The following is a 21,200-nucleotide window of genomic DNA, read 5'->3' on the forward strand; positions in this document are numbered from 1 at the left end:
GACCGGAACCCCTCCTACACGCACCTGAACGGCATTGGCATCAACCCGGGCGACGGCGCCCTCTACGGACTGATGCAGGTGCAAGGGTTCGGGTATCTGGTGCGTTTCGACGCCGCCGGGAACGTCGCGTTCGTGGCCCGGGTGCCGGCAATGAGCAACGCCGGCGACGTCGACGACCAAGGAACCTTCGTGTGGCCGCGGGGCAACAGCTTCTACACGTTGAGTGGGATCGCCGACATGGACGGGTTCGCCGACCCCGGCGACGCCGCCAACAAGTCACAGATCACCCCAGTGGTCACCGGAACGGGCGGCGTCGCCGACGTGGCCGCCCTCCGAGTTGACCTCGGCGACGGTGAACGCCCCTACGCCATGGGGGTCAACACCCGGGACCACAAACTGCGGATCTGGGCCTACGACGACACGCCCCAGGCGTGGACCATCAACCTGTTCGAAAACGGGTCACCGGCCCAGCTCACCAACGGTGGGTTCGGCGCCGCGTGGAGCCACGAAGACCGCTTCTACTTCGCGTCGAACAGTGGCGCCGGCGTCTACGAAGTCCTCATCGACACCATCGACCTCAACGCCAAAACCGCCGACATCCGCCGGGTCGCCAACTCACAAGCCACCGCGATCAACGATGGCACCACGTGCGTAGGAATCGACTTCGTCGAACCGCCACCAACAACCACTACGACCACCACGCCGACAACCACTACGACCACCACACCGACAACCACCACCACAACCGAAGGCCCAGACACCACTACGACCACCACGCCGACAACCACTACGACCACCACGCCGACAACCACCACCACCACCGAAGGCCCAGACACCACCGAACCGCCAGCGACCGCCACCACAACCACCGAACCGCCAGCGACCGCCACCACAACCACCGAACCGCCAGCGACCGCCACCACAACCACCGCCACAGGTGGCACAACATCGACTACTTCGACCTCTGAACCACCGGGAACGAGTGATGCCGATGGTGACGGCCTGTCAGAGATCGTCGAACAATCCCTGGGAACCGACCCCAACAACCCCGACACCGACGGCGACGGGTTCACCGACAGTGAAGAAGTCAACCAACTCCGCTCCGATCCGCTCGACGCCAACGACCCGGGCGACGGAACAGTGCGCCAAGCCCTCACCCAATCTAAAGAAACCAGCAACGACGACGGTTCGTTCCCCTTAGGCGGACTGATCGCCGCCCTAGCCGGGTTAGCGGTGGCCGCCGGGCTGGCGTTGACCGCGGCCGGTCAGGCCCTGTGGGGGCGGATCACCCAGTTCTTCGCCGGATCGATACTCGGCGCGCTCATCCTGGGTCGTAAACGCGACCGGTGCCGGCACTGCAACAAGCCCCTCACCGACCAAGAAGGCATCCTCGTCGACAAAGACGACAGCTACGAATGCTCAGACAACCCCGACGGCGACCACCACCAACTCAAACGACGCAAGTAGGCGGGGTTATTTCTGTCGGGCTGGGGAGATTTGAACTCCCGACCTTCGGTCCCCCAGACCGACGCGCTAACCAAGCTGCGCCACAGCCCGCGGCGGTGGGTCACTCTACCGGCGGCGTTCACCGGTCAATCCCGCCGAACCCGGTCAGGTGACCAGTAACCAGAAGCCCTGGACAAAACGCCAACCGAGGTAGACCACGGCCGCTCCGGCGAACACCCAGAAGTGCCAAGGCACCTTCTGCGAGCGGGCCGGTGCTCCATCGGCGTCGGTCACCCGCCCCCCGCATGAAGGGCACGTACCAACCACCGACACCGAGTTCGGGCTCAGAAACCGAGCACAGGGATCACACCACGGCACGCGGCACGCCTCCCATCAAGCCCACCCGGCAACAGACAGACCGGATCAGTCCTTACGGATCGCCAGGATGGCCAAATCGTCCTGAACCATGCCGGCGCTAAAATCGTTGGCAGCATCCAACAGCTGCTTGCAAAGCACACCCGGAGCGATCCCTGGGTTGCGCCGCACCATGTCGCCGATGCGTTCCTCGCCGAACAGTTCGTCACCACTACGAGCCTCCGCTAGACCATCGGTGTACATGACGGCCATGTCGTCACGAGCCAGCGGAATCTCCCGGCTGAAGTAGGACGCGTCCGACGTCAACATCAACAGTGGACCAGTGGAACGAAGCGGCCGCACCTCACGGCCGTGCCAGAGAAACGTCGCCGGGTGCCCCGCCGAGGCGTAGCGAAGCGTGTCGGCCTCAGTATCGAACACCAAGACGACGAGTGAAATGAACTCCTCGGATCGTTCCTGCGACGACATCTGCCGGTTCAGCTCCTCAAGGGCCTGTGCCGGATCCCGGAACTGCCGCAGGAAGGTCCGCAACAGGTACTTGGCCTGGAAAGCGGTGATAGACGCCTCGATGCCATGTCCGGCCACGTCGCCCACCACCGCAGCGAGACGAGTGTCCGACATCTGGAACACGTCGAAGAAGTCGCCGGCCATGAGACCGGTACCCGCCTGGTAGACCCGACCGACCTCGAATCCCGTGAAGTTCGGAAGTTCTTCGGGGGCGAGACGACCAGCCCACGCCTTGGGAGCCAGATCCTCCTGCTCGAGAGCCTCCTGGGCCCGACGTTCAATGTCGATGCTCTGGCGGGCCATTCGGGCCTCACGAACGGCATGACGAGCCCATGCAGTGGACACCAGTGCCGGGATGGCCACCATGGAGAACACCATGGCACCAGCCGTACCCTCTGCGAAGGCGTTGACCAGCGAGGCCAGGGCCAACAGGCCATACAGGGACGCTGCGTGGAGCTCCTTGCGGAACGTCGACCAAGCCAGTGTGTAGGCGTCGGGGGCCACCTCAGGGTCGATCCGTCCGACCAGGCGATGGCGATGGCGGGCCGAACGCGCCCAACCGAGGGCTGCAGCCAGACAGATGATGCCAAGGACGACGAGGACCGGCTCTCGCATAGAAATCAAGCGTAGTCCAGGGTCTCCGAATTCGGGGTCGGCCCGGGACGGGCCTATCCGGAGCGGCCTATTCCGAGCGGCGACGCACCCGGAGCTTGATGGGCGTGGACCCCAGATCCAGATCCTCGCGGAGCTTCCGTTCCAGGTACCGGAGCCAGGTCCGCGGCACCTCCCGGTTGGCAAACAACGTGAAGGTCGGTGGATCGGTCGCGCCCTGCGTCGCGTACAGCACCCGAACCCCGGCCGGTGCCGGATGGGCTGCCTGGGCAGCCCGGACCACGTCGTTGACCCGGCGGGTCGGAATTCTGGTCCGGTAGTCGGCAATGGTCTCTTCGAGCGCCGGCCACAGCCGCTGGACGTTCTTGCCCGACAGGGCGCTGATCCGTAGCACGGGTGCCTCGCCCACGAAGTGGAGCTTGTCTCCCACCTGGATCATCGCGTCCTCACGCTGCTCGGCATCGCAGAGATCCCACTTGTTGAGGAGCACCACGATCGGACAGCCCGCGGCATCCACACGCTCGGCCAAGCGCTGGTCCTGGTGAGTCACCCCGAGGGTGGCGTCGATGACCAGCAGGGCCACATCTGCGGTGTCGACCGCCTTGAGGGCCCGCACCAGTGAGTAATACTCCGTCTGCTCGTCGATCCGTGCCTTGCGTCGCATCCCCGCGGTATCGATAAATCGCACCGGCCCGGTGGCTGTCTCCACCACAGTGTCCACGGTGTCTCGTGTCGTACCGGGGCGGTCGTGGATCACGGCCCGGTCCTCGCCTGTCAACCGGTTGAACAGCGTCGACTTCCCCACGTTGGGACGGCCTACGAGGGTTACCCCCACGATGCGTTCGCCGGGCTCCTCCTCGGCCACCTCGTCGGGCTCGTCGTCAGGCAGAGCGGCCACCAGACGGTCCAGAAGATCGCCGGCACCGCGCCCGTGAAGGGCACTCACCGGGATCGGTTCGCCCAAGCCCAGCGACATGAGTTCCCAGATGGCGGCCTCGTGGACCCGGTCGTCGACCTTGTTGGCCACCAGCAAGACCGGAGCCGTAGAACTCCGCAGCAGCGTGGCCACCCGGGCATCATCTTCGGTCACGCCCACCGTGGCATCCACCACGAACAGCACCGCATCGGCATCGGCGATGGCCCGTTCGCTCTGGCGGCTGACCTTCTCGTCGAGGGAATCCCCATCGGCTATCCAACCGCCGGTGTCCACGAGGGTGAACTCCCGTCCCTGCCAGGACGCCTCAACCTCCTTGCGATCCCGGGTCACCCCCGGGCGTTCCTCGACGATTGCCTCACGGCGACCAAGGATCCGATTCATCAGGGTGGACTTGCCCACGTTGGGGCGTCCCACGATGGCCACCGTGGAACTCATGCCATTTCTCCTACCGGAACACGATTCTGACCTGGGGCCGACAAGCCGAGCGCAGACCGCAACGACCGTCCGTCAGCGGGCACCACCTCGACCGGATACGGCAGGTCCTCTGGGGTGGTGCCGTCGAGAAAGCGCCCGTTGCTGAGGCACACGTCGGGAAGCAGGTACCGGTGACCAGCCGGTTCGTCAACCAGCACCCGTGCGACGTCCTCGCCGACCATCAGTCCGGTCACCCCGACGTTTCCGCCGAAGAACCGGTTTTCCACGGCCAGCACACGAACATCGTCCAGCCCCATGCCGGCCAGCAACGGCTCGAGCACCGCCGCGCCCAGGACCCCGGTAAGGACCCCCACCGGAGCGTCTCGACGAGGACGCACCACCGGCAACCCGAGGGACACGCCATCGGTGCCACCGGCTTCGACCTCGTCATTGGTTGCGCAGATCCGGGGTGCCCGATATCCGAGAGCCGGCGCGCCCTCCATGGACCGGAAGAAGCCCGACGCCCGCTCGTCTGAGCCCGTCTCCGGTGACTCCTCCCCATCAATCCCAGAGTCGGTGGCATGGAACTCGAACTCGAACGCCCGGGCCATGCCGACACCGTCTTCGGTCATCTCGACGTCCTCGTAAGCCTCGGCGGGCGGAAACGGGCGCCCGGCCAGCAGGTGGTACTCGTCGGCCGCGTGCACAAGCCGTCGCCCCAGCGTGGCCAGGAATCGTTCCTGCCATGCCTCCACGATCTCCACCACCGCCACGGCCTCGGCCACCGTGTGAGCCCGCATCCGAGGTTCGTCGTTGTGGCGACTCACTCCTAGGGGCACCACGCAGAGGCTGGCCAGCTCAGAGAACTGATCTGCTACACCAACCAGCGAATCCTCCAACCAGGCGTCGTCGTTCAATCCCGGGCACACCACTATCTGGCCGTGCACCTCCACCCCGTGGTCCAGCAGGGCCCGCAACCAACGCAGGCTCGTCGCCCCCCGCCGGTTCCGGAGCATCTCAGTCCGCTTGCCCGGATTGGTGGCGTGGATGCTGACATATAACGGTCCGAGACCCTCCGACAGCACCCGCTCGAGATCAGCCTCTGTGAAGCGGGTCAGGGTCGTGAAGTTCCCGTAGAGAAACGACAGTCGGTAGTCGTCGTCCTTCACGTAGAGGCTGCGGCGTAGACCGGGCGGCAGCTGGTAGATGAAGCAGAACTCACAGTGGTTGTCACATGTCCTGACCCGGTCAAACAGTGCACTGTCCACCTCGACGCCCAACGGGGACCCGTCAGGCTTGACAACCACCACGTCCCGCTGCAGGCCGCCGGTGTCCAGCGTGAGGACCACCGACGGTTCGTCGACGAGTAGCTGGTACTCGATGACGTCACGCGGAACGCGGTCGTTGATGGTCAGGAGTCGATCGCCGGGCTGGACGCCGGCCCGGTCAGCGGGCGAATCGGCAGTGACGGCGACGACCACGGGAGCCGACATGGGAGCAAGGCTACCCAGCAACAACCCGGCCACCGGTAGGGTCGCCGGCGTGACTCCTGCCGCTGAGACACCCGGTGTCGACCATCAGGTGGAGCGGGTGCTGCTGGCCGAGCCGCGAGGCTTCTGCGCCGGCGTGGAGATGGCCATCAAGGCGCTGACCTGGATGGTCCGGGCCTTCGACGAATCCGTCTACTGCTACCACGAGATCGTCCACAACAAGCTGGTGGTGGAACGCTTCGAAGCCCTCGGCGTTGTGTTCGTCGACGACATCGACGACGTTCCCGCCGGTGCGCCAGTGATGTTGTCAGCCCACGGTTCGGCTCCTGAGGTCGTCCGCCGGGCCCAGGAGGTTGGTGGCTACACCGTTGACGCCGTCTGCCCATTGGTCACCAAGGTCCACCACGAGGTGAAGGTCCGGGCCCGAAAGGGCTTCCACATCGTGTATGTAGGTCACGCCGGCCACGAGGAGGCCGAGGGCACCATCGCGGTGGCTCCCGAAGCCATCCACCGTGTTGAGCACCCCGACGAGGTACAGGCGCTCCCCGACCTGGGCGACGATGTGGCCATCCTCGCCCAGACCACCCTCAGCCATCGGGACTGGGGCGGTGTGGTCGATGCCGCGACCGATCGCTGGCCGGACCTCTGGTCACCGGGCCGCAGCGACCTCTGCTTCGCCACCACCAATCGCCAGGGCGCCCTCCTCGAGCTCGTGGACCGGTGCGACGCCGTCGTGGTGATCGGCTCAACCAACAGCTCCAACACCCGTGCGCTCGTCCAACTGGCCACCGAGGCCGGCTGTCCCCGCGTGGTGTGGATCAATCGGGCCGAGGAGCTTCCCGATGACCTCTCCGGCACTGTCGGGGTGACCGCCGGGGCATCAGCGCCTGAAGAGGTAGTCGACGAAGTGATCCGTTCGTTGGCCCCGACCAGCGGCGTCGAGACGGTACGCCATACCGACGAGGACGAATACTTCCCCCCACCCCGCAACCTGCGGGACCTCCTCCATGCGGTACGGGGGTTCGCCGCCGTGGGCTTCTCCGCACCGGCGCCGACTGTTCACCTCGACGACCGGGTGATCGATGCGTCGGACGCGTTGGCCGCTCTGGATCGGCTCCGACCGGTCAGCTGACGGGCTCTTCCGATCCAGGGCCCTCCGAGACGGGCCCCCCGGGCGGATCGGGGTCGGGGAGCGCCGGGCGACCAGCCAGACGCTGGGCCTCGTCGAAGCAGGCCTGCATCCCGACTCGTAGTTCCTCCGTCAGATCGGCCACCGCACGTCGTGGCACCCGACCTTCGACGACCGGTGGACGGATCGGCTCTCCAACCACCATCACCACTCTGACCGGTCGGACCATCGGCGACCCACCCGGCATGGCGTAGTCGGTGCCGGCGATTCCCATGGGCACGAGGGGCACCCCAGCCCGGACGGCCACGAAGGCCGGTCCGGCGCGCATGAGGTCGGCCCTCACCACCGGGCCGTGCTGGCGCGTCCCCTCGGGGAACATCACCATGGGTTCACCTCGCTCGAGGACTTCCTGACACGCACGCAGAGCGGCCCGGTCCGCTGTGCCCCGCTCGACCGGGAAGCCCCCGACAATGGTCAGGAAACGGCCGGCGAACCGGTTCCGCCACAACGACTCCTTGCCTAGGAATCGCTGTCGCCGGGCCGTCACCATCCCGCCGACCGGCGTATCGAGGTACGACCGGTGGACCGGAGTGAGGATGTACGCCTCCTCGGATGGCAGGTTCGCCTTACCAACCACCCGGAACCGGAACCAGACCTTGCACAGCAACCAGAGAGCTGACCAGCAGACCCGGTAGGCCACGCCGTCAACCAACGACATCTTCCGGCCGAGGTCGGAGTTCCCCGTCTCACCGGTCGGATTTTCCGTCGGGTCTCCTGACTGGTCGGTCACCGGAGCATCTCGACGATGGCGTCCACAGCGCCGTCCACCGTCAGTTCCGAGGTGTCCAGGACCCGGGCTCCGTCGGCGGTAACCAGCGGACTGGCATCCCGGCTGGAATCCGCTTCGTCGCGGCGCCGGATATCGGCTGCCACCGAGTCGACATTGACGCCCGGGTCCTCAGCAGCGCGGCGGCGAGCCCGAACCTCCGGCGAGGCGGTCAGGTACACCTTCAACTCGGCGTCCGGAAACACCACCGAACCGATGTCACGCCCCTCCATTACCCCTCCGCCCCGTTCGAGCACCCAGGCCCGTTGGCGGGCCACCATCTCAAGACGAACCTCGGGATTGGCGGCCACGGCACTCACCGCTCCGGTCACCTCCGGGCCCCGAATCGCCGTCGACGCATCCTCACCGTCGACCGTGCAGTGGGACCGGGTCACAGCGAGTGTCACGTTCCGGGCCACGTCGGCCACCTGACCGGCATCGGTCGGGTCGATCCCTGCTCGGAGCACGGCGTGGGCCACACCTCGGTACATGGCCCCGGTGTCCAGGTAATGGAGGCCGAGCCGATCTGCCACGGCTCGGGCCACGGTGGACTTCCCGGACCCCGCCGGACCGTCGATGGCGATCACCCGAGGTACCCCGGACCCGGCCACCGGTTCAGGCCCCGATCCCGCCGGCCAACAGGGCGACCCGGTGGTCGGAGAACGTCGGATAACTGGTGGCCACGGCGCCCCAGCCGTCAATGGTGGTCGACCCATCAGCCACCAGGGCGGCCACCGCACACGCCATGGCGATCCGGTGGTCATTATGGGCGTCCACCGAAGTGCCTCGTAGCTGGCCACCAGCTCGCCCACGAACCATCAGGCGGTCACCCTCAGCCCGGACATCAACACCCATCCGGCCCAACTCGGATTCGATGGTGGCCAGACGGTCGCTCTCTTTGACCCGTAGCTCGCCTACCCCCTCGAACACTGTCTCGCCGTCGGCGCACGCCGCCGCCACAGCCAGCACCGGAACCTCGTCGACCAGTCCGGGCACCTCATCAGCCCGCACCGTTGTAGCCGAGAGCACGCCACCCGATGGAGCACGCACCGTCAGGTCGCTGGTCACCGGATCATGGAACAGATCAGCACCCATACGGGCCAGCACCGCCGCGAAGCCCGACCGAGCCGGACCGGCGTATACGTTCTCGATGACCACCTCGGACCCAGGGAGGATCGACGCCCCGACGGCCCAGAAGGCGGCCTGAGAGGGATCGCCGGCCACATCATGGACGAAGGGGGTCGGCCGACCCGGTAACACGGTGACCCGGTCAAGCCCATTGTCGTGGGTCCGCTCGACGTCGATGCCCGTCGCCGCCATGAGCTCCTCGGTGTGGGCACGACTTGGTTGATCCTCGATCACAGTGGTCGGCCCATCGGCGGACAGGCCGGCGAACAGTACGCATCCCTTCACCTGGGCGCTGGCCATCGGCAACCGGTACTCAATGCCCCTCAGGCCTCCCCCGTCAATGACCAACGGTGCGAGAGCACACCCGTCCCCACTCCCGGTCACCGACGCCCCCATGGCCCGCAACGGCTCCAGCACCCGGTCCATGGGTCGCCGTCGGATCGACGCATCGCCATCCAGCGTCGACGCAAACCCCAACCCGGCCAGCATTCCGGCCAACAGGCGCATGCCTGTCCCGGAGTTGCCCACGTCAAGGTCGCTCTGAGCGGGACCGAGCCTGCCGCCACCGATACGAAGGACCTGACGTCCGTCCGGATCCTCCTCGGCGTCGACCCGGGCGCCGAGGGCTTCGACAATGGCCCGTGTACAGGCAACGTCACCGCCGTCACTGAGGCCATGGATGGTCGACTCCCCATCGGCCAGGGCTGCCAACATCAGCACCCGGTGGGAGATGGACTTGTCGCCCGGCACCCGGGTTCGCCCCCGGAGCGGGCCTCCGGGCTCCATGATCATTGGACCTCCCACCATGGTGGCGCCGCCACCCGTAGGGGCATTCATGCCAGGGGGGCCGTAGTTGGTCGGTACCCCTTGGCCATCAGGCCACCGCACAACCGTTCAGACTGGGTTGCCTCAACGATCAGGAGGACCACGCCACGGTCGCCCTCGGCCGAGTGGGCGATCTCAAGGTCGTAGATGTTCACGTCGAGGTCGGTGGCCAACAACGTGAGCGACGCCAGCTCTCCCGGCTGGTCGAGCACCGGTACACGGACCTCCACCAGTTCGGACGGACGGGGTGCCCCGGTCGGGAGGCTGATTCGGGCCGTGCGGGCGGTCTCCAGCCGTTGCAGCAGGCCGGGACGATCACCGTCAACCACCTCGTTACGAACGGCTTCCAGTCCGGCGATCAGGTCCGACAGCACCTCGTCGATGGCCGTGGCGTTCTCACTGCAGATATCGGGCCAGATGCCCGGATGCCCGGCGGCCACGCGGGTCATGTCCCGAAATCCCCCAGCGGCCAGACGCAGCACGGCGGCGTGCTCAGTCGATCTAGCCGAGGCGATGCCCATCAACGCGGCGGCCGTGAGGTGGGGCACGTGGGACACGATGGCCACCAGCGAGTCGTGCCGATCGGGCGGCAGGGTGATGATCTCGGCGCCTAACGACGCGACCACGGACCGGACCCGTGCCAGGGCGTCTCCGTTGGTCGCCGCGGTCGGGGTCAGCACCCAGGTGGCATTCACGAACATCTCGGGGTCGGCGCCGTCGACGCCCTCCTGCTCGGAGCCAGCCATCGGGTGGCCGCCGATGTAGCGAGCGTCGGCTACCGCGTCGACTACAGGTGCCTTCACGCTGCCCACGTCGGTCACCAGACCGGTGGGAGCGACGGCGAGGGCCTCGGTCACCGCGGTGGCCAGCTGACCGACAGGGGTGGCCACGAAGGTCACCTCAGCGTCGACGTCCCAGCCGACCCGATCCAACGCACCCATGTCCACAGCGGCGGCCAATGTCGCCTCGTCGAGGTCCACGCCCGAGACGTGCCACCCCCGGGCCCGTAGGGCCATGCCGATCGATCCCCCGATGAGGCCGATACCCACGACCGTGGCACGACCGGACGTACCAGTTGCAGGATCGGGAGCCGCCATGGACGCCGATGCTACCGGGGCCGATGTCAGCCCTCGGAGAGGATTCAGTTCTGCGGTGACACCTCAGGATCGGTCGCCACCGCCACCCCGAGGGCCCGGATCTCGTCGCCCGTCAACGGCCGCCATGCCCCCGGCGCCAATGACCGGTCGGCAATCGGACCAATACGGGTCCGGACGAGCCGGAGCACCGGATGTCCAACCGCTTCGCACATCCGTCGCACCTGACGGTTGCGGCCCTCGTGAATGGTGAGCCTCACCAGCGACGCATCGAGCAACGCGGCTCGGGCCGGAGCAGTCAGCCCATCTTCCAGGTCGATTCCCTCACGCAGACGACGGAGCACGGCTCTCGTCGGTACGCCCTGAACCTCGACTACATACTCCTTTTCCACGCCGTACGACGGGTGTGTGAGCCGATGTGTGAGCTCACCGTCATTGGTCAGGAGGAGAAGCCCCTCGGTATCGGCGTCGAGGCGCCCGACCGGAAACACCCGGGGTTCGTCGGGCACCAGCCCGACGACGGTGGGTCGCCCCTGCGGGTCATCAGCCGTGGTCACCACCCCGGCGGGCTTGTTCAGGAGGTAGTGGACGAGACCGGGGCGGACACCAATCGGTGCGCCGTCTACCTCGATGAGGGCTGTCTCCGGGTCGACCCGACGTCCCAGGGTCGCCACCACACCATCCACGGTGATCCTCCCGGCGGCGATGAGGTCCTCGCACGTCCGGCGGCTACCTACGCCGACACGGGCCAGCACCTTCTGGAGACGCTCGCCCTCATGTCGGTCACTCCCGTCCTCGCCAGAGGTCGGAGCAGAGGCCGACCCGGCCACCGTTCAGCCCTCCGGCGGCGCCGACGCGGACCCATCAGAAGGGCCCCCATCGAGTGAAGGCTGGGGGGTCTCCAACGCTGGATCGGAACGCAGTCCACGTTCGAGCGCTTCGACCACCTCGGGACCGGGGACGAACTCCCCCAGGGGCGGCAGGTCGTCGACAGTATCGATGCCCATCCTCTCCAGGAACTCTCTGGTGGTGCCGAACAGCACGGCGTTTCCAGGACCCGGGTCCCGTGAGATCTCATCGATGTAGCCCCGTTGCTGGAGTGTCCGCATCACGCCGTCGACGTCCACACCACGGATGGCCGAAACCTGGGCCCGCGACACCGGCTGCTTGTAGGCGACAATGGCCATCGTCTCGAGGGCGGCCGCCGTCAGCCGACTGTTCTGGCCCTCCAGGACAAACCGCTCCACCCACGGCGCCTGATCCGGGTGGCTCTGGAACCGGTAACCGCCACCCACCCGGGACACGACAAATCCCCGCCCCTCGGCTTCGAATTCCTCGGCCAACGCCTCGCATTCAGCTTCGACGATCCTGGTCGAGACCTCCAGCAGCTGGGCCAGCAGGTTGGCCGGCACCGGATCGGTGGCCACCATCAGGATCGCCTCGATGGCGCGCCGCACCTCCTCGGAACGTTCCTCGGAGAGCTGTGGCTCGGGTTTCGACATTGTCGCCCTCAGCCCTCGTAGGCGTCGATCAGGTCCACGTCGGATGGGTCGGCACCGGGACGCCAACCCACGTGGATGTCACCGAACGTCCCCAGTTGATCGATCTCGACCACGCCCTGCTTGTAGAGCTCCAGCACGGCGAGGAACCGCACCACAATTTCGATGCGGTCCACCAGGCCACGGGTGAGATCTCGGAAGGTCACCGATCCCGACCGGGGGATCTCTGAGACCAGTTCGACCACCGCATCGGCCACGCTGATCCTGATGGGAGCAATGTGCTCGGTTTCAACGTGCACCGAAGGACGGGGCGCCATGGCCCGCAGAAAGGCATCGCGAAGGTCGTCTGCGGTGACCCCCTCGAGCAGATCGGGGGCCATCCCGAGGAATCGTTCCTCGAGACCGGACCGGCGGGGCCACGACTTGGACGCGTCAGCGGCAAGGCGCCGGAGGACGACCGCTGCATCCTTGAACGTCTTGCACTCCAGCAGGCGGGCCAGCAGGAGGTCACGCTCCTCCCAGAGGCCGAACTCGTCGTCCAGATCCGTCCTGTTTTGACCGGGGAGCAAACGTCGGGTCTTGAGCTCTACCAGGATCGAGGCGATCAGTAGAAACTCGGTGGCCACCTCGAGGTCTAGATCCCCGAGGCGCTCCATCTCGGCCAGGAATCCGTCAACGATGGACGACAGCGAGACCTCGTAGAGCTCAACCTCCTCCTTCAGGATGAGGTTGAGCAGGAGGTCGAAGGGCCCCTCGTACACCGGGGTCGTGACGGTCACGCTCACTGGCGCGACCCTACGGAGTCACACGGTCGGCGCGGTGCATGGCCCCCCGTCGCGAGACCCACTCCGATGTACCCTGACCGGCCATGGCACGCGTCTTCTCGGGTATCAAGCCCACCGGATCTGTTCACCTCGGCAACCTGCTGGGGGCGCTCAAGAACTGGGTCGCCATGCAGGACGAGCATCAGGCCGTCTACTGCGTGGTCGACCTGCACGCCCTCACCGTGCCGCACGACCCCGAGGAGCTCCGACGAGCCACCCTCTCGCTGGCCCAGATGCTGATCGCCGTCGGCATCGATCCCGAACGCAGCACACTTTTCGTCCAGGGCCACCTCACCGAACACGCCGAGTGCGCCTGGGTGATGGAGTGCACTGCGGCGTTCGGCGAGCTTCGTCGCATGACCCAGTTCAAGGACAAGTCCGATGGTTCTGATTTCGTTTCCGGCGGGTTGTTCACCTACCCGGCACTCCAGGCCGCCGACATCTTGTTGTACGACACCGACCAGGTCCCGGTGGGCGAGGACCAGCGACAGCACATCGAACTGGCCCGCGACATCGCTGTGCGATTCAACGGCCGGTACGGCGAGACGTTCGTGGTGCCCGAGGCGGTGATTCCGCCGGCGGCCGCTCGGGTCATGGACCTCCAGCATCCCGAGAACAAGATGTCCAAGTCCGACGACGGCGAGCAGGGCACGATCCTTCTTCTCGATGACCCGGCGGCCATCGAGAAGAAGTTCAAGCGGGCAGTAACCGACAGCGAGACCGAGGTCCGCTTCGATCCGGCGTCCAAGCCCGGCGTCTCGAACCTGTTGTCCATCCTCGGCGCGGCCACCGGGCAGACGCCCGCAGCGGCCGCCGAGAGCATCGAGCGTTACGGCGACCTGAAGGCGGCCACCGCCGACGCGGTGATCACCCTTCTGCGACCCGTGCAGGATCACTACCGGGAACTGGTCGCCGACCCAGCCGAGACCAGCCGGCTGCTCGCTCTGGGTGCGGACAAGGCCCGGTCCGTAGCCTCGGCCACTTTGGACCGGGTGCGAACCAACCTCGGCCTGCTGGCACGCTGATCCAACTACCGGGGCCGCCCTTGAGGCGCTCCATTGATCAGTCGTCGTCGGCTGCGTGCAATACCCGGGCGATCACCGGATCCACTGTCCATTGCCGCTCCGGCAGGTGGTGCTCGGCGGCCCACGCCACGGTGACCGGCTCGCTCCCTGCTCCCAGTAGCAAGTCCGACCCGATGGCGGGGTGTCGGAGATAGCGCCCGATCCGTCCGGTTCCCGAACGAGCACGTTGGCCGCCGACCATGGCCACGATGGTGGCCACCACCCGGGCTGGCGTGCCTATTCCACTGTCGACTTTGCCTACGTCGTGCAGCAGGGCGGCCGCCAGGACCGCCCGTTCCGGATGGTCGAGCGCATTATCCACCCGTCGGGCCACCGCCACGGCGTGCCTCCGGTCGGCGCCCGACATCTGATCCCAGAGAGCCGCCTCGCCCATCAGGAGATGACCCCGGGCCCATGTCTCCGACGACCCTGACGGGCCGCCCGGCCACAGGGAGGCGAGAAAACGGCGAAGGAGGTGCGTCGACCGGCTCAACGGCCCAGACGACGCAGTGTCCACAGCAGACCGAGGATCGTCTTGGCGTCTGTGATGGTGCCATCCCCGATGAGGCCCTCTACCTCGTCAAGTCCGACCCGTTCGACGGTGAGGTACTCCTCCTCGATGCTGGCGGCCAGCGGCGTGGCCGGCACCAGTTCGGTGGCCAGATAGATCGTCGTCGCCTCGTCGCTGAACCCGATGGAGTTGTGAAACGACCCCAGTTCGATCAGGTCCACAGCGTCCAGCCCGGCCTCTTCGACCAGTTCGCGACGGGCCGCCGTCGGGCGGTCCTCTCCGGGAACGTCCAGCTTGCCGGCGGGCAGTTCCAACATCTCGCGCTCCAGCACCGGCCGGTACTGGCGAACCAGTACCACTTCATCACCATCGAGCGCCACCACGGCGACCGCACCGGGGTGGTGGACTACGTCACGCTCCATGACCTCGCCCGCCGGCCCTTCGAATGTGGCGCGGGCCAGCGTGATGACGTGCCCGACGTGGAGGACCTCCTCGCCGGTGCGGGTGAAGCCATGACCGGACACGATGGTCGGAACGGAGGCGGAGGCGGAGGCCGGAACCTCAGCCGACGACGTCTGCTCCTGCATTGTCATCGCTGCCATCGCTGAGGTCGAGCAGTTGGGGGTTCCGGCCATGGGCCCGCTCGAGCGAGGCAGCTATGAACTCGCGAAACAGCGGCGCCGGCCGATCGGGGCGACTCTTGAACTCGGGATGCGCCTGGGTAGCGATCCAGAAGGGGTGGCTCTCGAGTTCGATGAACTCGACCAGACGCCCATCAGGGGATTCTCCGGAACATACGAAGCCCGATCCCTCGAATCGAGCCCGATATCTCGGGTTGAACTCGTAGCGGTGACGGTGGCGCTCGGACACCACGTCGGTGCCGTAGATCTCGGCCACCCGTGAACCTGGTTGGAGTTGGGCCACGTAGGCGCCCAGACGCATGGTCCCACCCATGTCGGCCACGTCGCGCTGGGACTCCATCAGGTCAATGACCGGGTGGGGCGATGCCGGGTCGAACTCGCTGGAATGTGCTCGCTCCAGACCGAGCACGTTTCGGGCGTACTCGATCGTCATGCACTGCAACCCGAGGCACAGCCCGAGGCAGGGCACGTCGTTCTCCCGGGCAAAGCCGGCTGCGGCAATCTTGCCCTCCACGCCGCGCTCACCGAATCCGCCGGGGATGACGATCCCGTCAAGGTCCCGCAGGCGATTCTCGCCGAGGAGCCCTTCGACGTCCTCGGCCTGGATCCAGTCGATCTCGACGTCGGCACCGTGGTGAATGCCGGCGTGCTTCAGTGACTCGACAACCGACAGATAGGCATCGACCAGGCTCACGTACTTGCCGATGAGGCCGACCCGAACCGGCTTGGTGGCCCGGCCCACTCGCTCGTTAAGCGCTCGCCACTCGGTCAGGTCGGGCGGGTCGGTGATCAGATGCAGGGCGTCGCACACAAACTGGTCGAGACCCTCGTCGTGGACAACCAACGGGATCTCGTAGAGGCTGCCAGCGTCCGGGCAGTTGACGACACCACTGAACGGCACGTTGGAGAGTCTGGAAATCTTGCGTTCCAGATCGTCGCTGATCGGCTCGTCGCTCCGACACACGATGGCGTCGGGTTGGATGCCGGCGCTGCGGAGTTCGGTCACTGAGTGCTGCGTGGGCTTCGTCTTGTGTTCGCCCGACGGGCCAATGAACGGCACCAGGGTCACGTGGACGTAGCAGACGTTGGTAGGGCCCACATCGAGACGGAACTGTCGGATGGCCTCGAGGAAGGGAAGGATCTCGATGTCGCCAACCGTGCCGCCGACCTCAGTAATGAGGACGTCGACGTCGTCGCCGGCCAGCCGTCGGATCCGACGCTGGATCTCATCGGTGATGTGGGGGATGACCTGGACGGTCCGGCCCAGGTACTCGCCGTGGCGTTCGGCTGCGATAACCGAGGAATAGATCGACCCGGTGGTCGCGTTGGAGTCCCGGGTCAGGTTCTCGTCGATGAACCGTTCGTAGTGACCGAGGTCCAGGTCGGTCTCACCACCGTCATCGGTGACGAAGACCTCCCCATGTTCAAAGGGGTTCATCGTTCCCGGATCCACGTTGATGTATGGATCGAGCTTCTGGATGACAACCCGAAGACCGCGTTGCTTGAGAAGGCGTCCGAGGGAGGCGGCAGTCAGGCCCTTACCGAGCGAACTCGCCACCCCTCCCGTCACGAAGATGTGTTTCGTCACGGGAGTTCAACCTATCCCCGACCAGCCGCGAGCGCGCGGAGCGCGCCGTGGGGTCCGGGGTCTCCCGTCACGCCTGTTCCCCCTAGACCCGTCACAGACCGCGTGCGGCATGAAGGAGCTCGGTGGCGTGGCCCCGGGCGGTCTCGCTGTCCGGAGAACCCGAGAGCATCCGGGAAAGCTCCACTACCCGTTCGTCGGCATCCAGCGGCCTGACCGAGGCCGCTGTGCTGTGACCATCGTCGAACTTGGCCACCAGCATCTGATGGTCGGCGTAGGCCGCAACCTGAGCCAGGTGGGTCACCACGAGGACCTGTCGATCAGTGGCCAGCGCGGCCAGCGCCTCCCCGATCCGGTGCGCCGCCTCGCCCCCCACGCCGGCATCCACCTCATCGAACAGCTGAACCGGTGGTGACGCTGTCAGGACCATGCCTACGGCCAGCATGGTGCGGGCCAACTCGCCGCCCGAAGCCACCCGTACTAACGGCAGCATCGACGACCCCGAGTTGGGGGCGAGACGAAACTCGACCTCCTCGCCTGCCTCGCCATCGACTCCGACCTCGACGGTGGCCGTCGGCATGGCCAGCGCCCGGAGATGCTCGCAGACCCGGTCGGCCAGACCTGGAGCGGCCCGACGACGGGCGCTCCGAACCGTGGCGGCTGCCTCCGCGCAGGCAGCCTCGACAGCCAGACGTTCCGCATCGAGCGTCGCGGCTCGGGCCTCGTGGTCCTCTAGAGCCTTCAGGCGATCGGACACGTCGCTCTGGTAGGCCATCACCGACCCAAGATCATCGCCATACTTGCGTCTCAGCTCGGCCAGCAGACGCCGTCGCTCCCCCACCACCTCCAGACGGGCCGGATCTTCCTCGAGACCCTCGGCGATCCCCCGGAGGTCCGAAGCCACGTCCCCCAGCTCCGCGGCCAAGCCGGCCAGGCGACCCATCGCTGGGTCAAATGGCGATCGCCCATCCAACGCGGCTAACGCACGACCCACCGCATCGGACGCCGGGCCGTCGCCGTCCAATAGTTCGAGCGCTGCTGCGGCGGCCTCACGGTGGGCCACGGCGTCTCCCAACAGGAGTTCCTCAGCGGCCAGACGGTCGTCCTCTGTCGGGTCGGCCAGCCCGGCGGCGTCTAGCTCGGCCACCTGGAAGCGGAGAAGGTCGATCTCACGGGCTCGGGCCCGATCGTCCCCGCCAAAGGAGGCCAACTCGGCGTCGATCTCAGCCAGCCGTCGACGGGTGTCGGCCAGCGGCGTCAGGTCGATCGCACCGAACCGGTCCAGCGCTTCCCGCTGCGCTGCGGCACCCAGCAGACGTTGATGGGCGTGTTGTCCGTGGAGGTCGACGAGGCGGCCGGCCACCTCGGCGAGGCTTGCTGCCGTCTCCAGGTGCCCGTCCACGTAGGCGCGGCTTCGACCTTCGACGGGCACTACCCGCCGGAGTACGTGCTCCCGGTCGCCGGCGCCGTCACCAAGTATGAACCGGCCCTCTACGACGGCCTCTGTCGCTCCGGGCCGCACGATCGACGGATCGGCCCGTCCGCCCAGCAGTAGCTCGACAGCGCCCATGACCATGGTCTTGCCAGCACCGGTCTCACCGGTAAGCGCGGTGAGGCCAGGACCGAACACCACCTCGACCTCGTCGATCACTCCCAGTCCGGTGATCCGTAGTTCGGCAAGCATCGCTCAGTCCCGTTTCCCGCCCTCGGCGGTCGTTCCTTTGAGTTGCGGGGCCCGGTCAGGCCGGCACCCGAAGGCCGCTCCAGCGGCGAGGCGAATCACCCGGGAGGCATCCTGGCCAACGGGTGTGACAGCGGGTCTCGCCCTCAACGGTCGGCGAGCCCGAAACGGTTCACCAGCAGGCCGCGGAGGTCTCGGGGGCCGAAGGTCACCAGACGGACCACCCTGTCGGCAGCCGTACACATGACACGATCTCCCCCAGCAAGGTCGGCCACCGACCGGCCGTCCACCGTGCAGGTGGCGGCCCGTCTGCCCAGCACCTCCATGCCCACTTCGGTGGATGGTTCCAGAACCAGGGTCCGGTCGAAGAGCATGTGGGGCGACACGGGTGTCAGTTGGATAGCCCGATGCAGCGGATCCACGATTGGTCCACGTGCCGAGAAGGCGTAGGCCGTCGACCCGGTGGGCGTGGCGGCGATCAATCCGTCAGCAGCGTAAGAGGTGAACGACTCGCCGTCGAGAGATACTCCCACCCGGATGGTCTGGCCGCCGGCACTCCGCTCGACGACGACTTCGTTGAGGGCATGGTCGATCACCTCGGGGGCAGTCGCCGAAGCGCCGGCCCGGTACACCTCGACCCTGAGCATCATCCGCTCCTCAAGATCGTGTTCGCCGGCCAATACCCGAACCACCGAAGCGTGGGCGTCGGCGGGCTCCACGGTGGCCAGATACCCCAGTTCGCCGTGGTTTACCCCCAGGATCGGAGCGGACCGGCCATCCAGGAGGTCGACGGCCCGCAGGATCGACCCGTCCCCGCCCAGGCTCACCACCAGATCCGTGGCGTCATCCATACCCGTAGTCGTGAAGCCGGGATCGTCGGAGCGGTTTACCTGATGGCCGTCGCCCACCAGGACAGCAGCCAAAGCGTCGGCCTGAGCTACAGCCTCGGGGCGCTCCTCGTGGACGACTAGCACGACGAGCGCCATCAGCGATCCACCGCCTGCTCCCGGGATCGAAGGGCCTCAGCCACCAGACCTGTTGTGTCCAGTGGCGTTCCCACTGTGCCGGCGCGCACGTGCACGAGGAACTCCACGTTTCCATCGGCACCGGTGATCGGAGAAGGCATCCCCTCCATGATGGCCGCTGCGTGCCCGCGAACCGAAACGTCGACCGCCTTGAGCACCGTCAACCAGACCTCGGGGTCCCGGATCACACCGCTTCCCCGATCGACCTCGGCCTTTCCAGCCTCGAACTGGGGCTTTACCAGCAGCACCAGAGAAGCGCCTTCAGCCACCAACCCGACTAGGTCAGGCATCACGGTTCGTAGCGAAATGAACGAGAGATCGGCTACCAGCAGACCGAACGGAGCGCCGAGGGCCGTCCCGTCGACCCCCCGGACGTTGGTCCGCTCGTGGACCGCCACCCGATCATCGACCATTAGCCGTTGGTGGAGCTGACCCCGCCCCACGTCGATGGCCACCACCGAGACCGCACCACGTTGAAGTACGCAATCGGTAAAACCGCCGGTGCTCGCCCCAACGTCGACCACCCGGTGGCCGGTCGGATCAATCCCGAACCGGTCGAGGGCGGCCTCCAACTTCCGACCACCACGGGACACGTACTTCGGCGGCGCTCCTGTCACGACCACGGCCTGTCCCGGATCCACGAGGCGCGCCGCCTTATCGGCCGGCGCCCCGTCCACCGTCACCCGACCATCCTCGATGACGTCCTGGGCCGCGCCTCGCCCCTCAACCAACCCGCGTCGCACCAGCTCCAGGTCGAGACGCCGGCGGGCACTCACCCCAGACGCTCCCGTTCACCCAGGTACTCGAGGACACATGCGAGCAGGTCGTCGTGCACCGTGTCGGAATCTGGATCCACCGGCAGATCGTCCTTCCCGATCAGGCCTGAGAGGACCAGAGACCAACGCCAGCCCAACGCCCGGGCAAATCGCCCATCAGTGTCGGGCCGGTCCCCCACCATCACGTGGCCCGTCTCCGCGGTGCCAGCGGACTCCTTTTCAACGTCCCCGGCGTCTGCCAGATCGCGGACCAGCTCACACATCGGCCCGTAGGGCTTGCCCGCCAGTTCGGGCGTCGCCCCCGTAGCGGCAACCACCGCGGCCAGCAACGAGCCGGCTCCGGGCCGTAACCCGTCGTGGGCCGGGAAGGTCACGTCATCGTTGGTGCCCAGCAGTCGGGCGCCCCCTAGGACCGCCTGCACGGCGGCCGTCAGGCCCCGGTAGTCGAAGTCATCGTGGAAGCCGACCACCACCGTGTCGACCATCCCGTCCCGCACCACCTCGGCACCCACCCGTTCGAGCTCCTCGCGGCAACCGGGACCACACATCCCCAGCACCCGCTCTCCGGGGACCACCAGACGGGCGGCGGCCATTCCCGACGTGACCACGCCACCCATGGCGTCGATTCCCAGACCAGCCAACTTGTCTTCGGTGTCAGAAACCGGCCGACCCGAGTTATTTGTCACGAATAGGACGCGCTCACCCGAATCCTGCAGGAGTCGGACTGCTTCACCCGCCCCCGGTACCCCGTCGGTACCCCGCCAGACAACGCCGTCAAGGTCCAGTGCCCACGCCATGGCGGACTCGGGGC

The 21,200-nt window shown here is 66.8% G+C and carries 21 protein-coding genes and 1 tRNA gene; 3 read left to right on the forward strand and 19 right to left on the reverse strand.

Going from position 1 to position 21,200, the window contains the following annotated elements; translation table 11 throughout:
- On the forward strand, positions 1–1,467 hold a 1,467-nt coding region (locus QF777_11130; protein ID MDP6912099.1), incomplete at its 5' end, for a hypothetical protein.
- Positions 1,468–1,482: 15 nt separating this feature from the next.
- On the opposite strand, the gene QF777_11135 is transcribed toward QF777_11130, so the two are convergent.
- The 5 genes from QF777_11135 to QF777_11155 form a co-directional block, all read right to left on the reverse strand.
- Positions 1,483–1,557: transfer RNA gene (locus tag QF777_11135), tRNA-Pro, on the reverse strand.
- A 54-nt stretch (positions 1,558–1,611) separates the two neighbouring features.
- A complete protein-coding gene (locus tag QF777_11140) occupies positions 1,612–1,740 on the reverse strand; it encodes a hypothetical protein (GenBank protein ID MDP6912100.1) in 129 nt (42 codons plus the stop codon).
- Between the two features lie 129 nt (positions 1,741–1,869).
- Entirely contained in the window at positions 1,870–2,943 is a 1,074-nt protein-coding gene (locus QF777_11145; protein MDP6912101.1) for a PP2C family protein-serine/threonine phosphatase, read from the reverse strand.
- A 67-nt stretch (positions 2,944–3,010) separates the two neighbouring features.
- The gene (der, locus tag QF777_11150; protein ID MDP6912102.1) at positions 3,011–4,312 is read right to left on the reverse strand and encodes a ribosome biogenesis GTPase Der; all 1,302 of its coding nucleotides are present in this window, start codon (positions 4,310–4,312) and stop codon (positions 3,011–3,013) included.
- Positions 4,309–5,784 carry a DUF512 domain-containing protein gene (locus QF777_11155; protein MDP6912103.1) on the reverse strand — a complete coding sequence of 492 codons (1,476 nt, stop codon included), beginning with the start codon at positions 5,782–5,784 and terminating at the stop codon, positions 4,309–4,311. Before QF777_11155 ends, der begins: the two co-directional genes overlap by 4 nt.
- 49 nt (positions 5,785–5,833) lie before the next feature.
- On the opposite strand from QF777_11155, the gene ispH reads away from it, so the two are divergent.
- Positions 5,834–6,913, forward strand: coding sequence for a 4-hydroxy-3-methylbut-2-enyl diphosphate reductase (gene ispH, locus QF777_11160; GenBank protein ID MDP6912104.1), 1,080 nt, complete (start codon positions 5,834–5,836; stop codon positions 6,911–6,913).
- Here ispH and QF777_11165 read toward each other — a convergent pair.
- The 7 genes from QF777_11165 to QF777_11195 are packed head-to-tail and all read right to left on the reverse strand — an operon-like array spanning position 6,906 to position 13,067.
- A complete protein-coding gene (locus QF777_11165) occupies positions 6,906–7,700 on the reverse strand; it encodes a lysophospholipid acyltransferase family protein (protein ID MDP6912105.1) in 795 nt (264 codons plus the stop codon). The genes ispH and QF777_11165 overlap by 8 nt on opposite strands.
- Positions 7,697–8,323 carry a (d)CMP kinase gene (gene cmk / locus QF777_11170; GenBank protein ID MDP6912106.1) on the reverse strand — a complete coding sequence of 209 codons (627 nt, stop codon included), beginning with the start codon at positions 8,321–8,323 and terminating at the stop codon, positions 7,697–7,699. Before cmk ends, QF777_11165 begins: the two co-directional genes overlap by 4 nt.
- A 28-nt stretch (positions 8,324–8,351) precedes the next feature.
- The gene (gene aroA / locus QF777_11175) at positions 8,352–9,701 is read right to left on the reverse strand and encodes a 3-phosphoshikimate 1-carboxyvinyltransferase (GenBank protein ID MDP6912107.1); all 1,350 of its coding nucleotides are present in this window, start codon (positions 9,699–9,701) and stop codon (positions 8,352–8,354) included.
- On the reverse strand, positions 9,698–10,786 hold the full coding sequence (locus QF777_11180) for a prephenate dehydrogenase/arogenate dehydrogenase family protein (GenBank protein MDP6912108.1): 1,089 nt from the start codon (positions 10,784–10,786) through the stop codon (positions 9,698–9,700). The genes aroA and QF777_11180 overlap by 4 nt, the downstream gene beginning before the upstream one ends.
- A 44-nt stretch (positions 10,787–10,830) precedes the next feature.
- Positions 10,831–11,613, reverse strand: coding sequence for a pseudouridine synthase (locus QF777_11185; GenBank protein ID MDP6912109.1), 783 nt, complete (start codon positions 11,611–11,613; stop codon positions 10,831–10,833).
- A gap of 3 nt (positions 11,614–11,616) precedes the next feature.
- Positions 11,617–12,285, reverse strand: a complete 669-nt coding sequence (scpB, locus tag QF777_11190) for an SMC-Scp complex subunit ScpB (GenBank protein MDP6912110.1) — start codon at positions 12,283–12,285, stop codon at positions 11,617–11,619.
- A gap of 8 nt (positions 12,286–12,293) precedes the next feature.
- Positions 12,294–13,067: a ScpA family protein gene (locus QF777_11195; GenBank protein ID MDP6912111.1), complete on the reverse strand. Its 774-nt coding sequence runs from the start codon at positions 13,065–13,067 to the stop codon at positions 12,294–12,296.
- An 83-nt stretch (positions 13,068–13,150) separates the two neighbouring features.
- On the opposite strand from QF777_11195, the gene trpS reads away from it, so the two are divergent.
- Positions 13,151–14,131, forward strand: coding sequence for a tryptophan--tRNA ligase (trpS, locus tag QF777_11200; protein ID MDP6912112.1), 981 nt, complete (start codon positions 13,151–13,153; stop codon positions 14,129–14,131).
- 37 nt (positions 14,132–14,168) lie between these two features.
- Here the strand turns inward: trpS and QF777_11205 are convergent, their stop codons facing one another.
- The 7 genes from QF777_11205 to QF777_11235 form a co-directional block, all read right to left on the reverse strand.
- Positions 14,169–14,663, reverse strand: coding sequence for a hypothetical protein (locus QF777_11205; protein MDP6912113.1), 495 nt, complete (start codon positions 14,661–14,663; stop codon positions 14,169–14,171).
- Positions 14,660–15,274, reverse strand: a complete 615-nt coding sequence (locus QF777_11210; GenBank protein ID MDP6912114.1) for an NUDIX hydrolase — start codon at positions 15,272–15,274, stop codon at positions 14,660–14,662. Before QF777_11210 ends, QF777_11205 begins: the two co-directional genes overlap by 4 nt.
- The gene (locus tag QF777_11215) at positions 15,243–16,910 is read right to left on the reverse strand and encodes a CTP synthase (protein ID MDP6912115.1); all 1,668 of its coding nucleotides are present in this window, start codon (positions 16,908–16,910) and stop codon (positions 15,243–15,245) included. Before QF777_11215 ends, QF777_11210 begins: the two co-directional genes overlap by 32 nt.
- Positions 16,911–17,001: 91 nt before the next feature.
- Positions 17,002–18,591: a DNA repair protein RecN gene (recN, locus tag QF777_11220; GenBank protein ID MDP6912116.1), complete on the reverse strand. Its 1,590-nt coding sequence runs from the start codon at positions 18,589–18,591 to the stop codon at positions 17,002–17,004.
- A 143-nt stretch (positions 18,592–18,734) separates the two neighbouring features.
- Positions 18,735–19,574: an NAD(+)/NADH kinase gene (locus QF777_11225; protein MDP6912117.1), complete on the reverse strand. Its 840-nt coding sequence runs from the start codon at positions 19,572–19,574 to the stop codon at positions 18,735–18,737.
- Positions 19,574–20,389: a TlyA family RNA methyltransferase gene (locus QF777_11230; protein ID MDP6912118.1), complete on the reverse strand. Its 816-nt coding sequence runs from the start codon at positions 20,387–20,389 to the stop codon at positions 19,574–19,576. Before QF777_11230 ends, QF777_11225 begins: the two co-directional genes overlap by 1 nt.
- Positions 20,386–21,186: an HAD-IIA family hydrolase gene (locus QF777_11235; GenBank protein ID MDP6912119.1), complete on the reverse strand. Its 801-nt coding sequence runs from the start codon at positions 21,184–21,186 to the stop codon at positions 20,386–20,388. Before QF777_11235 ends, QF777_11230 begins: the two co-directional genes overlap by 4 nt.
- Positions 21,187–21,200 lie beyond the last annotated feature (14 nt).

It is taken from the genome of Acidimicrobiales bacterium, from assembly GCA_030747595.1.
Taxonomy (GTDB): Bacteria; Actinomycetota; Acidimicrobiia; order Acidimicrobiales; family MedAcidi-G1; genus UBA9410.

Bases quoted from the DNA above. Each gene is read 5' to 3' on its own strand.
- QF777_11145 (MDP6912101.1), bottom strand. From the start codon at position 2,943: ATGCGAGAGCCGGTCCTCGTCGTCCTTGGCATCATCTGTCTGGCTGCA.
- der (MDP6912102.1), bottom strand. From the start codon at position 4,312: ATGAGTTCCACGGTGGCCATCGTGGGACGCCCCAACGTGGGCAAGTCC.
- QF777_11155 (MDP6912103.1), bottom strand. From the start codon at position 5,784: ATGTCGGCTCCCGTGGTCGTCGCCGTCACTGCCGATTCGCCCGCTGAC.
- aroA (MDP6912107.1), bottom strand. From the start codon at position 9,701: ATGAATGCCCCTACGGGTGGCGGCGCCACCATGGTGGGAGGTCCAATG.
- QF777_11180 (MDP6912108.1), bottom strand. From the start codon at position 10,786: ATGGCGGCTCCCGATCCTGCAACTGGTACGTCCGGTCGTGCCACGGTC.
- scpB (MDP6912110.1), bottom strand. From the start codon at position 12,285: ATGTCGAAACCCGAGCCACAGCTCTCCGAGGAACGTTCCGAGGAGGTG.
- trpS (MDP6912112.1), top strand. From the start codon at position 13,151: ATGGCACGCGTCTTCTCGGGTATCAAGCCCACCGGATCTGTTCACCTC.
- QF777_11210 (MDP6912114.1), bottom strand. From the start codon at position 15,274: ATGACAATGCAGGAGCAGACGTCGTCGGCTGAGGTTCCGGCCTCCGCC.
- recN (MDP6912116.1), bottom strand. From the start codon at position 18,591: ATGCTTGCCGAACTACGGATCACCGGACTGGGAGTGATCGACGAGGTC.
- QF777_11225 (MDP6912117.1), bottom strand. From the start codon at position 19,574: ATGGCGCTCGTCGTGCTAGTCGTCCACGAGGAGCGCCCCGAGGCTGTA.
- QF777_11235 (MDP6912119.1), bottom strand. From the start codon at position 21,186: ATGGCGTGGGCACTGGACCTTGACGGCGTTGTCTGGCGGGGTACCGAC.